The 12,672-nt window shown below is 71.6% G+C and carries 10 protein-coding genes and 1 pseudogene; 7 read left to right on the forward strand and 4 right to left on the reverse strand.

The window, feature by feature from the left end:
* Window positions 1-47: 47 nt before the first annotated feature.
* Window positions 48-347 carry a hypothetical protein gene (locus AB0M20_RS08135; RefSeq protein ID WP_364295674.1) on the reverse strand — a complete coding sequence of 100 codons (300 nt, stop codon included), beginning with the start codon at window positions 345-347 and terminating at the stop codon, window positions 48-50.
* A 194-nt stretch (window positions 348-541) separates the two neighbouring features.
* Between AB0M20_RS08135 and AB0M20_RS08140 the strand changes: the two genes are divergently transcribed.
* From AB0M20_RS08140 to AB0M20_RS08170, 7 genes are all read left to right on the forward strand, one after another.
* Window positions 542-2,626 carry a molybdopterin oxidoreductase family protein gene (locus tag AB0M20_RS08140; protein WP_364295677.1) on the forward strand — a complete coding sequence of 695 codons (2,085 nt, stop codon included), beginning with the start codon at window positions 542-544 and terminating at the stop codon, window positions 2,624-2,626.
* Entirely contained in the window at window positions 2,626-5,061 is a 2,436-nt protein-coding gene (gene nirB, locus AB0M20_RS08145) for a nitrite reductase large subunit NirB (protein ID WP_364295680.1), read from the forward strand. The genes AB0M20_RS08140 and nirB overlap by 1 nt, the downstream gene beginning before the upstream one ends.
* Complete coding sequence (locus AB0M20_RS08150) at window positions 5,058-5,357, forward strand: Rieske (2Fe-2S) protein (RefSeq protein WP_364295683.1); 300 nt, start codon at window positions 5,058-5,060, stop codon at window positions 5,355-5,357. The genes nirB and AB0M20_RS08150 overlap by 4 nt, the downstream gene beginning before the upstream one ends.
* A 1-nt stretch (window position 5,358) precedes the next feature.
* Complete coding sequence (locus AB0M20_RS08155) at window positions 5,359-6,666, forward strand: nitrate/nitrite transporter (RefSeq protein ID WP_364295686.1); 1,308 nt, start codon at window positions 5,359-5,361, stop codon at window positions 6,664-6,666.
* Window positions 6,667-6,781: 115 nt separating this feature from the next.
* Complete coding sequence (locus tag AB0M20_RS08160) at window positions 6,782-7,366, forward strand: sigma-70 family RNA polymerase sigma factor (RefSeq protein WP_364295689.1); 585 nt, start codon at window positions 6,782-6,784, stop codon at window positions 7,364-7,366.
* Window positions 7,363-9,315 (forward strand): EAL domain-containing protein, encoded by a 1,953-nt coding sequence (locus AB0M20_RS08165; protein ID WP_364295692.1) that lies wholly within the window; start codon window positions 7,363-7,365, stop codon window positions 9,313-9,315. Before AB0M20_RS08160 ends, AB0M20_RS08165 begins: the two co-directional genes overlap by 4 nt.
* Window positions 9,302-10,102 carry an SAM-dependent methyltransferase gene (locus AB0M20_RS08170; protein WP_364295695.1) on the forward strand — a complete coding sequence of 267 codons (801 nt, stop codon included), beginning with the start codon at window positions 9,302-9,304 and terminating at the stop codon, window positions 10,100-10,102. The genes AB0M20_RS08165 and AB0M20_RS08170 overlap by 14 nt, the downstream gene beginning before the upstream one ends.
* Here the strand turns inward: AB0M20_RS08170 and AB0M20_RS08175 are convergent.
* The 3 genes and pseudogenes from AB0M20_RS08175 to AB0M20_RS08185 form a co-directional block, all read right to left on the reverse strand.
* Window positions 10,086-10,826, reverse strand: coding sequence for a prolyl oligopeptidase family serine peptidase (locus AB0M20_RS08175; protein WP_364295698.1), 741 nt, complete (start codon window positions 10,824-10,826; stop codon window positions 10,086-10,088). The genes AB0M20_RS08170 and AB0M20_RS08175 overlap by 17 nt on opposite strands.
* Window positions 10,823-12,220, reverse strand: coding sequence for a M1 family metallopeptidase (locus AB0M20_RS08180; RefSeq protein ID WP_364295701.1), 1,398 nt, complete (start codon window positions 12,218-12,220; stop codon window positions 10,823-10,825). The genes AB0M20_RS08175 and AB0M20_RS08180 overlap by 4 nt, the downstream gene beginning before the upstream one ends.
* 9 nt (window positions 12,221-12,229) lie before the next feature.
* Window positions 12,230-12,672, reverse strand: a pseudogene (locus AB0M20_RS08185) (TerC family protein); the annotation flags it as partial.

Consider the following 12,672-nt stretch of genomic DNA (forward strand, 5'->3'; position numbering starts at 1 on the left):
GATCCGCCGACCACAGAGATATAAACTCGAGTATCATCTATCTTTCCCTACATGAGGCTCTTACGATCTTCATGCTCTACACTTGTCACACATTGGTCGCGGTCGATGCTGGGCAGCGCGGTCAGCTCGAGCACGCCCATCGACTTCCAGCCCAGCTCGGTCATCGGCTGCCCGGACTTGCCGGCGATGAACTCCCACGCGCCCGCCGGCTTGACCCAGGGGTGCGCGTACATGCCGGTGGGGATGCAGAGGGCGGTGGCCTCGGCGATCGGTTTGCCCAACAGGCCGAGCAGCGCCTCGTGGATGCTCGCGTTCTTGACGCCGGCCGACGTGAGAAGAAGCTTCATCGTTCCTCCAGAACCGATTGCAAGCAGCAAGTGGTTTCGAAAGGCTATCACTTCAAGCCGGCCAGGTGCAGCCCCAGCTCCAGCCGGCTCATAGTGCTCCTCACAACCGGTGTGGGGGGCATGTAAGAAGTTCTGAACCGTGCTGTGACGCCCGGGCCACCACCGCCGAAACGCCCCGCCGCCATCGTGAGGGCATGCCGGCGACCGCGACCCACTGCCCCTACTGCGCACTGCAATGCGGCATCACGCTGACCCCCGGCCGCACATCCATCCGGCTCGAGCCGGCCGACTTCCCGGTCAACAACGGCGGTCTCTGCGCCAAGGGCTGGACCGCCGCCGAGCTGCTCGACCACCCCGACCGCCTGCTCACCCCGCTGGTCCGCAAGGTGCCCGGCGACCGGTCGAGCCCGCTGCGGGAGGCGGGCTGGGACGAGACGCTGGACCTGATCGCGGCCAAGATCCAGGACAGCCAGCGGAGGTACGGGCGGGACAGCGTCGGCGCCTTCGGTGGTGGGGGACTGACCAACGAGAAGGCCTACACGCTCGGCAAGTTCGTGCGGGTGGCGTTGCGCTCCAGCGCCATCGACTACAACGGACGGTTCTGCATGTCGTCCGCCGCCACCGCCGCGAACCGCTCGCTGGGCGTGGACCGCGGCCTGCCGTTCCCGGTGGCGGACATCGCCCGGGCGCGGACCGTGCTGCTGGTCGGCGCGAACCCGGCCGACGCGATGCCGCCGGCGATGCAGTATCTGGATGCCGGGCGGGCGAACGGCGCCCGGCACATCGTCGTCGATCCGCGGCGTACGGCGACGGCGGCCGGCTCGTACCGCCACCTGCAACCGCTGCCCGGCACGGACCTCGCGCTGGCCAACGGCCTGCTGCACATCGCCGTCCGGGAGGGCCTGCTCGACGAGGCCTACATCCGCGATCGGACCACCGGCTTCGAGGCGGTGCGGGCGAGCACCGCCGGCTATTGGCCCGACCGGGTCGAGCGGATGACCGGGGTCTCCGCCGCGCACCTGCGCGAGACCGTGCGCATGCTGGCGACCGAGCGCCCCGCGATGATTCTCACCGCCCGCGGCGCCGAGCAGCACAGCAACGGCACCGACACCGCGCAGGCCTGGCTCAACCTGGCGCTGGCGCTCGGTCTGGTCGGCCGGGACGCCTCCGGGTACGGCACGATCACCGGCCAGGGCAACGGACAGGGCGGGCGCGAGCACGGGCAGAAGGCCGACCAGCTGCCCGGATATCGCCGGCTGAACGACCCGGCCGCCAGGCGGCACGTGGCGGCGGTGTGGGGCATCGACCCCGGCGAGCTGCCGATGCCGGGGAAGTCCGCCTACGAGATGCTCGATCGCCTCGGCCAGGACCATGGCGTCCGCGTCCTGCTCGTGCTGGCCAGCAACATCGTCGTCTCCGCGCCGCACGCCAACCACGTGCGCGAGAGGTTGCAGGCGCTGGACTTCCTGGTCGTCTCCGACATCTTCCGCTCCGAGACCGCCGAGCTGGCCGACGTCGTGCTGCCCACCACGCAGTTCGCGGAGGAGGACGGCACGATGACCAATCTGGAGGGACGAGTGCTGCGCCGGCGGCGCGCGTTGGATCCGCCGCCGGAGGTGCGTACCGATCTGCAGGTCCTGACGGCGCTGGCGGACCGGCTGGGCCGCGGCGAATTCTTCAGCGCCGATCCGCGGGTCGTCTTCGACGAGCTGCGGCGGGCGAGCGCCGGGGGGATCGCCGACTACGCCGGGATTTCCTGGGAGCGGATCGAGGCGGAGCAGGGTGTGTTCTGGCCGTGCCCGGCCGAGGACCATCCGGGTACGCCGAGCCTTTTCGCCGACCGTTTCCCCACGGCGGACGGCCGCGCCCGCTTCCATCGCGTCGAGCACCGGGATCCCGCCGAGACGCCGGATCGCACGTACCCCTATGTGCTGACCACCGGCCGCAACATGCAGCAGTACCAGAGCGGCAACCAGACCCGCCGGGTCTCCGCGCTCAATGTCGCGTTGCCGGAGGCGCGCGCCGAGCTGCACCCCGATCTGGCCCGGCGGCACGGCATCGCGGACAGCGACCTGGTCGAGCTGCGCACGCGCCGCGGCCGAACGGTCATGCGCGCCCGCTTCAACTCCGGCATCCGGCCGGACACGATCTTCGCGCCCTTCCACTGGGTGGGCGCCAACCTGCTGACCGATCCCGCGCTGGATCCGCACTCCCGGATGCCGGCGTTCAAGGCGTGCGCGGTCGCGATCGCGCTCGCAGAAGAGGAAGGAACCGCCTGATGCAGCGACTGGTCGTCATCGGCAACGGCATGGCCGGCGCCCGGACGGTGGAGGAGATCCTGAGCCGCGGCGGCGACTTCACGATCACCATGTTCGGCGACGAGCCGTACGGCAACTACAACCGGATCATGCTCTCCAACCTGCTGGCGGGGGTGGAGGACGAGAGCGGCATCTTCCTCAACGACCTCGGCTGGTACGCGGACAACGGCATCACCCTGCACCACGGCCGCCGCATCGTGCGGATCGACAAGCACGCCAAGCAGGTGTACGCGGACGACGGCACCGCCACCGGCTACGACAAGCTGATCATCGCCACCGGCAGCCGCGCCCACATCCCGCCGATTCCCGGCATCCACCGCCCGAAGCGCGGCTACCACCAGGGCGTCTTCGCCTTCCGCACGCTCGACGACACCCGGGGCATGATCCGCTACGCCCGCGACCACGAACGCGCGGTCGTGATCGGCGGTGGCCTGCTCGGCCTGGAGGCGGCCCGCGGCCTGCAGAGCCACCTCTCGCGGGTGACCCTGGTGCACTCCGCCGGCCACCTGATGAACACCCAGCTCGACGCCCAGGGCGGCGCGATCCTGAAGGGCAGCATCGAGAAACTCGGCATCGAGGTGATCACCGGCGCCCGCACGACCGAGATCCTCGGCAGGGACCGGGTCACCGGCGTCCGGCTGGGCGACGGCCGCACGATCGGGTGCGACGTCGTGGTGGTCGCGGCCGGCATCCGGGCCAACAGCGACGTCGCCGAGGTCAGCGGGCTGGCGGTCGAGCGCGGCATCGTCGTGGACGACCAGATGCGCGCGCTGGGCGAGCCGGACATCTACGCGGTCGGCGAGTGCGTGCAGCACCGCGGGGAGACCTACGGGCTGGTCGCACCGCTGTGGGACCAGGCGAAGGTGCTGGCCGACCACCTCACCGGCCGCGACCCGCAGGCGGCGTACCACGGCTCGCGGGTCGCCACGAAGCTCAAGGTGGCCGGCGTCGACGTGGCCGCGATGGGCCTCAAGGAGCCCGAACGCGACGACGACGAGACGCTGGTCTTCGCCGAGCCGCGCCGGGGCGTCTACAAGAGCGTCATCATCCGGGACGGCCGGCTGGTCGGCGCCACGCTGGTCGGCGACGTCCGCAAGGTCGCGTTCCTGATGCAGGCCTTCGATCGCGGGCTGGCCCTGCCGGAGGACCGGGCCGAGCTGATGTTCGACATCGGCGGGCCGCCGGCCGAGGTGAGCGCCGCCGAGCTGGCGGACGACGCGCAGGTCTGCAACTGCAACGGCGTCACCAAGGGCACGATCGCCGCCTGCGTCCAGGGTGGCTGCAAGACGGTCAACGGCGTCATGGACCGGACGAAGGCCGGCAAGGGCTGCGGCACCTGCAAGGGGCTGGTCCAGCAGATCGTCGAGTGGGCGGCTGGGGGAGAGGTCGAGGAGGACCCCGCCGCGTCCTGGTATGTGCCCGGCGTGCCGATGCCCAAGCCGGAGCTGATGCGCGCGATCCGCGAGCACGAGCTGAGGTCGGTGTCCGCCGTCTTCGCCAAGCTCGCCCCGGGCGGCGAGGACGCCAAAAGCAAGATGGGCCTGGCGTCGCTCCTCAAGATGATGTGGGGCGACGGGTACGTGGACGAGCGCGACGCCCGCTTCATCAACGACCGGGTGCACGCCAACATCCAGCGCGACGGCACGTTCTCGGTGGTGCCCCAGATGAAGGGCGGCGTCACCACCCCGGCCCAGCTCAAGCGCATCGCCGAGGTGGCGGAGCGCCATCAGGTGCCGATGGTCAAGCTCACCGGCGGTCAGCGCATCGACCTGCTCGGTGTGCCGAAGGACCGCCTCCCGCAGATCTGGGCCGACCTCGACATGCCGTCCGGCTGGGCGTACGGGAAGAGCTTCCGCACGGTCAAGACCTGCGTCGGCTCCGAGTTCTGCCGATTCGGCGTCGGCGACTCCACCGCGCTGGGCATCGCGATCGAGGAGCGGTATCAGGGGATCGAGGGTCCCGGGAAGATGAAGCTCGCGGTCACCGGCTGCCCGCGCAACTGCGCCGAGGCGTACGTGAAGGACCTCGGCGTGGTCGCCATCGACGGCGGGAAGTGGGAGATCTACGTCGGCGGGGCGGCCGGCGCGCACGTCCGCAAGGGCGACCTGCTGGCCACCGTGGACTCCGCCGACGAGGTGCTCACGCTGACCGGCCGGTTCCTGCAGTACTACCGGGAGAACGCGAACTGGCTGGAGCGCACGTACGCGTTCGTGCCCCGGGTCGGTATCGAGCGGATCCGGTCGCTCGTCGTGGACGACAGCGAAGGCATCGCGGCCGGTCTCGACGAGGCGATCGGCCGTTCGGTGGCGGCCTACCGGGACCCGTGGAAGGAGCGGGAAGCCCCGGCCACACCCGGGCAGTTCCGCACCTCGCTCCCGCTCACGGTGCTGACATGACGCGCCTCGGGCCGCTCGACGAGATCCCGCTGGGCGAGGGCCGCGCGTACGCCGTGGCGGGCCGGCAGATCGCCGTTTTCCGCTTGCGCGACGGCTCACTGCGCGCGCTTTCCGCCGTGTGCCCGCATCGCGGCGGGCCGCTGGCGGACGGGCAGATCGATCTCGAGGTCGTGGTCTGCCCGCTGCACCTGAACGTCTTCGACCTGACCACCGGCTGCTCGCCCAGCGGACAGCCGCCGCTCACCGTCTACGCCGTCCGCGTCGACGACGAGAACCAGCTCGTTCTGGAGGACTGACATGACCGCGATAGTTGAGCGTCCCACGGTGACGACGAGTGTCCGAGGCCATTGGATCGACGACTGGCGGCCCGAGGACCTCGCCTTCTGGGCGAACGGGGGCGCGACGGTCGCCCGCCGCAACCTGATCTTCTCGATCTTCGCCGAGCACATCGGCTTCTCGGTGTGGACGATGTGGTCGGTGCTGGTGTTGTTCCTCGGACCGTCCTACGGCATCGACCCGGCCGGGAAGTTCCTGCTCACCGCCGTGCCCGCGCTGGTCGGCTCGGCGCTGCGGATCCCGTACACCTTCGCCGTGGCCCGGTTCGGCGGACGCAACTGGACGATCGTCAGCGCCGCGCTGCTGCTGATCCCGTCGCTGCTGGCGGCCGTCCTCATCGAGCCCGGCGTCTCGTACTCGACACTGTTGATCCTCGCCGCGGTGGCCGGTGTCGGCGGCGGCAACTTCGCGTCCTCGATGGCCAACATCAACGCCTTCTACCCCGACCGGCTCAAGGGATGGGCGCTGGGCATCAACGCCGGCGGCGGCAACCTCGGCGTGGCCGCGGTGCAGCTCGTCGGCCTGCTGGTGCTGGCCACCGCCGGGGCGGGCAGCCCGCGGCTGGTCGCCGGGCTCTACATCCCGTTGATCGTGCTGGCCGCGCTCGGCTCGGCCCTGTTCATGGACAACCTGAGCCAGGCCCGCAACGCCAAGCGCGGCATGCGGGACGCCATGCGCCACCCGCACACGTGGATCATGTCGCTGCTCTACATCGGCACGTTCGGCTCGTTCATCGGCTTCGGCTTCGCCTTCGGGCAGGTGCTGCAGGTGCAGTTCGCCGACGAGTTCAGCACCCCGGTCAAGGCGGCCTACCTGACCTTCCTCGGTCCGCTGCTCGGCTCGCTGATCCGGCCGGTCGGCGGGGCGCTGGCGGACCGGCTCGGCGGTGCCCGGGTGACGTTCTGGAACTTCGTCGCCATGGCGGGCGGCGCCGGCGTGGTGCTGGTCGCTTCCCAGCAGCGGTCCCTGCCGCTCTACCTGGTCGGGTTCATCGCACTGTTCGTGTTGAGCGGGATCGGCAACGGGTCCACGTACAAGATGATCCCGGCGATCTTCCGCGACCGCCGCCTCGCCGGTGCCGTCATCGGCATCGCCGGCGCGGTCGGCGCCTTCGGTGGCGTGCTGGTCAACCTGGCCTTCCGGCAGTCCTTCCTGGAGACGAAGTCGGCCGACGGGGCCTATATGACCTTCATTGCCTTCTACGCCCTTTGCGTGGCGGTCACCTGGCTTGTCTATCGTCGTCCGGGATCTTCTTCGCGCGGCGTCTGACCTGGGAAGTTTCCGTCAAACTTCGCGAATTCAGAGAAAGATCCCTCCCCGGTGTCACGTGACCGTTCCCCGGTGGACCTAAGTAGACGGAGGTTCATCGGGAAACGGAGGCACGGTGGTCGACGCGGACGACAGCTCGGGCACGCCCAAGCCGGACAGTGCGCCGGAGGGCTCGGGCTCGTCGATTCCCGACCCACCGCCCGCCGGGGAGATCGAGCAGTTCTTCCGGACGTACTGGGAGTCGCTGGTCCGCGGCCTGCTCGCCGAGGGCGCGAAGATGTGGGAGGCCCAGGACGCCGTTGCCGAGGCGATCCGGGAAGCGCTGCGCCGCTGGCCCACCCTCACCAACCCGGCCGCCTGGGTGCGGGTCGCGGCCCGGTCGCACTGGCTCAAGCAGCGCGCCCGCATCGCCCACGCCGACGGCGAGGTGCTGGTCGCCGACGTCGAGCAGTACGACGAGAGCCGCACCACCGACCCCGGGCTGACCGAGCTCGAGCTCGAGGAGTGGTTCAACCACGTGCTCGACCAGCTGCCGCCGGCGCGGCGCGAGGCGCTGCGGCTCTCCGCCCAGGGCCTCACCCCGGCCGAGATCGCCGCCCTCGTCGGCAAGACCCCCGAGGCGGTGCGCACCGCGCTGAAGCTGGGCCGTCGCCAGGCCGTCGAGTTGTGGGAGCCGCACGAGGGCGGCGACGACAAATGAATTCGGAGCCGGTCACCAACGGCATGATGATCGCCGCGCTCAACCAGATCCTTGCCGAGTGCGGCTACCCGCCCGTGCCACCCGACCCGGGACGCACAGCAGAGCGGCTGATCGAGGATGCCCGGCACCGCGCGGATGGCATCGTCGCCGCGGCGCAGGAGACCGCCGAGCAGTACACCGACGCGGCCCTGGCCCAGGCCGCCCGCACCGTCATCAGCACCCGCGAGATCATGACGACGGTCGCCCCACCACCCGAGGCGACGCGGGGGGTCCTCGCGGAGGGCGAGGTCGGCGCCGTCTGGCATGCGGCGGTCATCGCGGCCGGTGTCTATCTGCCGCTGCCCGCGTCCGAGGTGCGCTACCGGCTGCACGTGCTGGCCGGGCGCCTGCTGGACGCGGCCCGGGCCGAACCGCCGGACGTCGCGCAGGCGTGGCGGGCCGGCGCCGACGCGGTCGACCTCGGCCTGGGCAGCCCGGCCGTGCTCCCCGGAACGGTCCGGCTGCTGGCCGCGTACCTCCCGGCCGAGCCGGCCGGCGGCGAGGTGCTCGGCAGCTTCCTCGGCGGGCACGCCGCCGCCATGCAGGAGCGGATCCGCACGCAACAGGAGGCGCTGCACCGCGCCACGCTGCGGGCGGCCCGGGAGTTCGAGGTGGCGCTCGCCGACAGCGAGGCCCGCTATCACCGGCTGGCCTACTTCGACCCGCTGACCGGTCTGGCCAACCGCGCCCGCCTGCTGCAGCGGCTGGACCAGGCGGCCCGGACCGCCGACCCGGTGCGGCACGTGGGGCTGTGCCTGATCGACCTGTGCGGCTTCCCGGCGATCCGCGAGCAGATCGGGCCGGAGGCCGGCGACCACATCCTGATCGACGTGGCCCGGCGGCTGCGCGGGGTGGCCCGCGACCCCGACCTGCTGCTGGTCCGGCACGGCACGCACTCGTTCTCGGTGCTCGCGCAGGACAGCGGCGGGATGCCGCATCTGGTGGAGATCGCCGAGCGGGTGCTGCGGCTGCTGGAGGTGCCGGTCAGCCTGCCGGACGGCGGGCCGGGCGTGCCGCTCGAGGCGGCGGTCGGGGTGGTGGACGCGTCCGCGGCCGGCCTGGACGCCAGCCGGCTGCTGGTGGACGCCGAGGTCGCCGTGCGGCGGGCGCGGACCGGGCGGATCCGCTGGGCCGCGCACGACCGCCGGCCGGGTCCGCGCCCGGCCGCGGACACGGTTTCCGGGATGGTCACCGCGCCGCCGACCTATCAGCCGATCGTGACGCCGGCCGGGCACCGGGTGCTGGGCGTGCACGTCCGGGCGCTCTGGCGGCACCCGCACCTCGGCTCGCTGGACCTGGGCCGGATCGGCGAGCTGACCGGCGACCGGACGACCACGACCCGGCTGGCCCGGCAGGTGCTGCACCAGGTGTGCCGGCAGGCGATGGCGTGGAGCGGCGCGCCGGACGGCCCGTACGTGGGGATCGATCTGCCGATCCGCAGGATCGGTTATCCCGAGGTGGTGGAGCTGGTCCGCGAGGCGCTGACGACCTCGGGTCTGTCGCCCGCGCGGCTTCGGCTGCACCTGTCGGGGCTGGACGCGGTGCCGGCCGGGGCGCACAGCCACGCCGTGCTGGCCGCGCTCGGCGGGCTCGGCACCCGCCTGGTCCTGGACGACTTCGGCGCCGGCTACACCAGCGTGGCCTACCTGCGCGGCCTGCCGATCCACGGCCTGCGTTGCCCGCTGCCGCTGCTCACCGGCGGCAACGCCAGGCTCCTCGTCTCCGGGCTGGCGACCGTCGCCCACGCGCTCGGCCTGGTGCTCACCGTGCACGGCGTCGACGACGAGCGGATGGCCGAGGCGGTCGAGGGCACCGGCTGCGACGAGGTGCAAGGCCTCCGGTACGCGGCACCGGCCACCCCACACCGAGTTTCCGGCTTACTGAGGTCTGGTCCGTATGCCCATCGATGAAGCCGACTACGCCGACCGGCCCAGCAGCGCCCGCATCTACGACGCGCTGCTCGGCGGCAGCCACAACTTCGCGGCCGACCGGGCGGCGGCGCAGAAGCTGCTCGAGGCGATCCCGTACGCGGGCGACCTGGCCCGCCGCAACCGGACCTTCCTGCGCCGCGCGGTCGACCACATGCTGGCGGCCGGCGTGCGCCAGTTCCTCGACGTCGGCAGCGGCATCCCGACGGCCGGCAACGTGCACGAGATCACCGGCCGCACAGCGCCGGAGGCCCGGGTGGTCTATGTGGACATCGACCCGGTGGCGGTGGCGCACAGCCGGGACATCCTCGCGGAGAACCCGGTGGCGACCGCGGTGCAAGCCGACGTCCGCTTCCCCGACGCGTTGCTCGCGCACCCGGTCGTCACCGAGATGATCGACTTCACCCGGCCGATCGGCCTGCTGATGGTGTCGATGCTGCACTTCCTGCCGGACGAGGACGCATATGTCGCGGTCGAGCGGTTGCGCTCGGTGCTGGCGCCGGGCTCGTACATCGCGATCTCGCACGGGGTGGTGGAGACCCCGGCCGACGCCTCCGCCGACCAGGTGGCCTCGATCTACCGCCGCACCGACGTGTCGGTCGCGACCGGCCGCACCAGGGCCGAGATCCTGCGCTTCTTCGGCACCGCCGAGCTGGTGCCGCCCGGGCTGGTGTGGCTGCACGAGTGGCCGGCGCCGCCGGCTGCCGGCGAAGGCCCCGAGAACATGGCGGTGCTGGCCGGGGTCGGCCGCGTCACAGGTGCTGCCTGAACCACTCCACGGCGAGGCGGTCGGTCTCCGTCGCGTGCGGCTCGACCACGGCGTGGCCCATCCCCGGAACCACTCGGTGGTCCGCGCTGTGCACCGCGGCCACCACCTCTTCGACCGGCGTCACGATGGCGTTGCGCATGTCGTCGCCGCCGGTGATGTACCGGATCGGCGTGCCGGCCAGCTCGCCCGCGCGCAGCAGGAAGTCGGCGTGATCGAGGAACGGGTCGGCCGGTGCGGACCACTGGGCGCCGTGCAGGGCGGCCAGCGCGGTGACGGTCCGGCGCAGGCTGACCACCGGGTTGATCAGCACCGCCGCCCGAACGTTCTCGGTCCCGGCCAGCACCAGCTGGGCCGCCATGCCGCCCATCGAGCCGCCCATCACCGCGATCGGGCCGTCGGCGATGCCGTGCTCCGCCCGGACCGCCGCGAGGGCGGCCGGGAACTCGTCGGCGGCGCCCCCGGCGATGGTCCGGTATTCGCCCACCGGGTCGGCGAAGATGCGGCGACCCAGCTCCTCCAGGCCGCCCTCGGGCAGGCGGGCGCCGGTCATCGGCAGCCCGAAATACACTCGCCAGGCGTCCAGGCCGTCCAGCGGGACCGCCGCCGCGAACGCCTGCTCGGTGCGCGGCACATCGACCAGGTGCCACGCGGCCACCAGCGGGGCGTTCGCGGACTGCGCCGGCAGCAGCGCGTACGGAACCCCGGCGGCGACGCCGGTGATCACGGGGTGGCGGGCTTCGACGCGGTGTAGAGCCACTTCGTGAACAGGGCGTCGAGGTTCTTGCCGGACACCCGCTCGGCGTGCCGGATGAACTTGGCGGTGGTCACGTTGCCGCCGCGGTTCATCTGCGCCCACGACTTCAGGATCCGGAAGAACGCCTTGTCGCCGACCGCCTTGCGCAGCGCGTGCAGGGTCATCGCGCCGCGGTTGTAGACCGCGCCGACGAAGAGGTTCGCCGCGCCCGGGTCGGCGACCTCGTACTTCCACAGCGACGCCGTCGCCGGGGTCGCGTACAGGGCGTCGAAGGTCTCCTGCGCGGTGCCCAGACCCTCGTGCTCGCTCCACAGCCACTCGGCGTAGGTCGCGAAGCCCTCGTTGAGCCAGATGTCGGCCCAGCGGCCCAAGGCCACGCTGTCGCCGTACCACTGGTGGGCCAGCTCGTGCACGATGATCGCCGAGCCGTCCTCCACGGTGGGGAAGTCGTCCGGCGTGTAGATCGGCCGGCCCTGGTTCTCCAGCGCGTACCCCCAGTCGCCCTCGGCGTCCACGACGCCGCCGGCTGCACGGAACGGGTACTGCCCGAAGTAGCCGGACAGGAACCTGAGGATCTCCGGCTCACGGGCGAACGACCGGGCCACGATGTCGTAGGTCGCCTTCGGCAGCGCCGGGTCGATCCCGTCGACGAACTGGATCCCGTCCCTCCGGTACGACTTCACGTCGAACTGGCCGATCGCGGCCATGGCCAGGTAGGTGGCCATCGGCTCGATCTGCTCCCAGCGCCACGTGGTCCAGCCGCCGCGGGTGAAGCGGCCCGCCGGCGCGCCGTTGGACAGCGCCTCGACGCCCTTCGGCACGGTCAGCGCGATCGAGAACGACGCCTTGTCGATCGGGTGGTCGTTGGACGGATACCAGGCCTGCGCCACGTCGGGCTCGCCGAGGATCATCACGCCGTCGGACGTCGTGAACGCGCCGCCGTCGCCGAGGTCAGGATCCTGGATGACCTTGGGTACGCCGTCGTAGGCGATCTTCGTGACGAACGCGCCGCCCTTGTGCAGCGGCCGGCGCGGCGTGACGGTCAGCTCGGTGCCGGCCCGCGACCACCGGGCCGCGCGGCCGTCGACGGTGACCGACCGGATGGTCAGCCCGTCGAGGTCGAGGTTGAACGCGGACAGGTGCTGAGTGGCCCTGGCCCGGATGGTCGCGACGCCGGCCAGCGCGTCGGTCGCCGGCGCGTACCGGATCGCCAGGTCGTAGTGCTTGACGTCGTAGCCGCCGTTGCCGTCCAGCGGGTAGTAGGGATCACCGATCCCCACGGCGCCGGGCCGCGCGGACGACGCCGCGCCGGTCAGGGTGACCGACAGAACCAAGGCAAGGACCACAGCCAGCTTTCGCACCATCCGGTCAAGCTATCGGCGTGTCGTCTCCAGCGGAAGATCCGGTCGGCGCGACATCAGGCTCGTAACGGTCACCGTGCCCAAGGTGGCCAGGATGACGGCCAGGGAGAGCGGGGTCGGGATGTCCGGGACCGCGGGCCAGACCGTGTGCGCCCAGTGCAGCACCAGCTTGACGCCGATGAAGCCGAGGATGATCGCCAGGCCGTGGTTGAGGTGCCGGAGGCGGCTCAGCACGTTGCGCAGCACGAAGTAGAGCGCGCGCAGGCCGAGCAGGGCGAACGCGTTGGTCGCGAAGACGATGTACGGGTCCTCGGTGACGCCGTAGACGGCCGGGACGGAGTCGACCGCGAAGACGACGTCGGTCATGAACACGGCGACCACGACCAGGGCCAGCGGGGTCAGCGCCCGCCGGCCCTGCTGCAGCACGGTCAGCCGGGCGCCGTGGTATTCGGTGG

Source organism: Actinoplanes sp. NPDC051633 (genome assembly GCF_040681735.1).
Taxonomy (GTDB): domain Bacteria; phylum Actinomycetota; class Actinomycetes; order Mycobacteriales; family Micromonosporaceae; genus Actinoplanes.

What these genes read in the sequence shown, in the direction of transcription:
- AB0M20_RS08135 (WP_364295674.1), bottom strand. Translation starts at nt 347, where the DNA reads ATGAAGCTTCTTCTCACGTCGGCCGGCGTCAAGAACGCGAGCATCCAC.
- AB0M20_RS08140 (WP_364295677.1), top strand. Translation starts at nt 542, where the DNA reads ATGCCGGCGACCGCGACCCACTGCCCCTACTGCGCACTGCAATGCGGC.
- nirB (WP_364295680.1), top strand. Translation starts at nt 2,626, where the DNA reads ATGCAGCGACTGGTCGTCATCGGCAACGGCATGGCCGGCGCCCGGACG.
- AB0M20_RS08150 (WP_364295683.1), top strand. Translation starts at nt 5,058, where the DNA reads ATGACGCGCCTCGGGCCGCTCGACGAGATCCCGCTGGGCGAGGGCCGC.
- AB0M20_RS08155 (WP_364295686.1), top strand. Translation starts at nt 5,359, where the DNA reads ATGACCGCGATAGTTGAGCGTCCCACGGTGACGACGAGTGTCCGAGGC.
- AB0M20_RS08165 (WP_364295692.1), top strand. Translation starts at nt 7,363, where the DNA reads ATGAATTCGGAGCCGGTCACCAACGGCATGATGATCGCCGCGCTCAAC.
- AB0M20_RS08170 (WP_364295695.1), top strand. Translation starts at nt 9,302, where the DNA reads ATGCCCATCGATGAAGCCGACTACGCCGACCGGCCCAGCAGCGCCCGC.
- AB0M20_RS08180 (WP_364295701.1), bottom strand. Translation starts at nt 12,220, where the DNA reads ATGGTGCGAAAGCTGGCTGTGGTCCTTGCCTTGGTTCTGTCGGTCACC.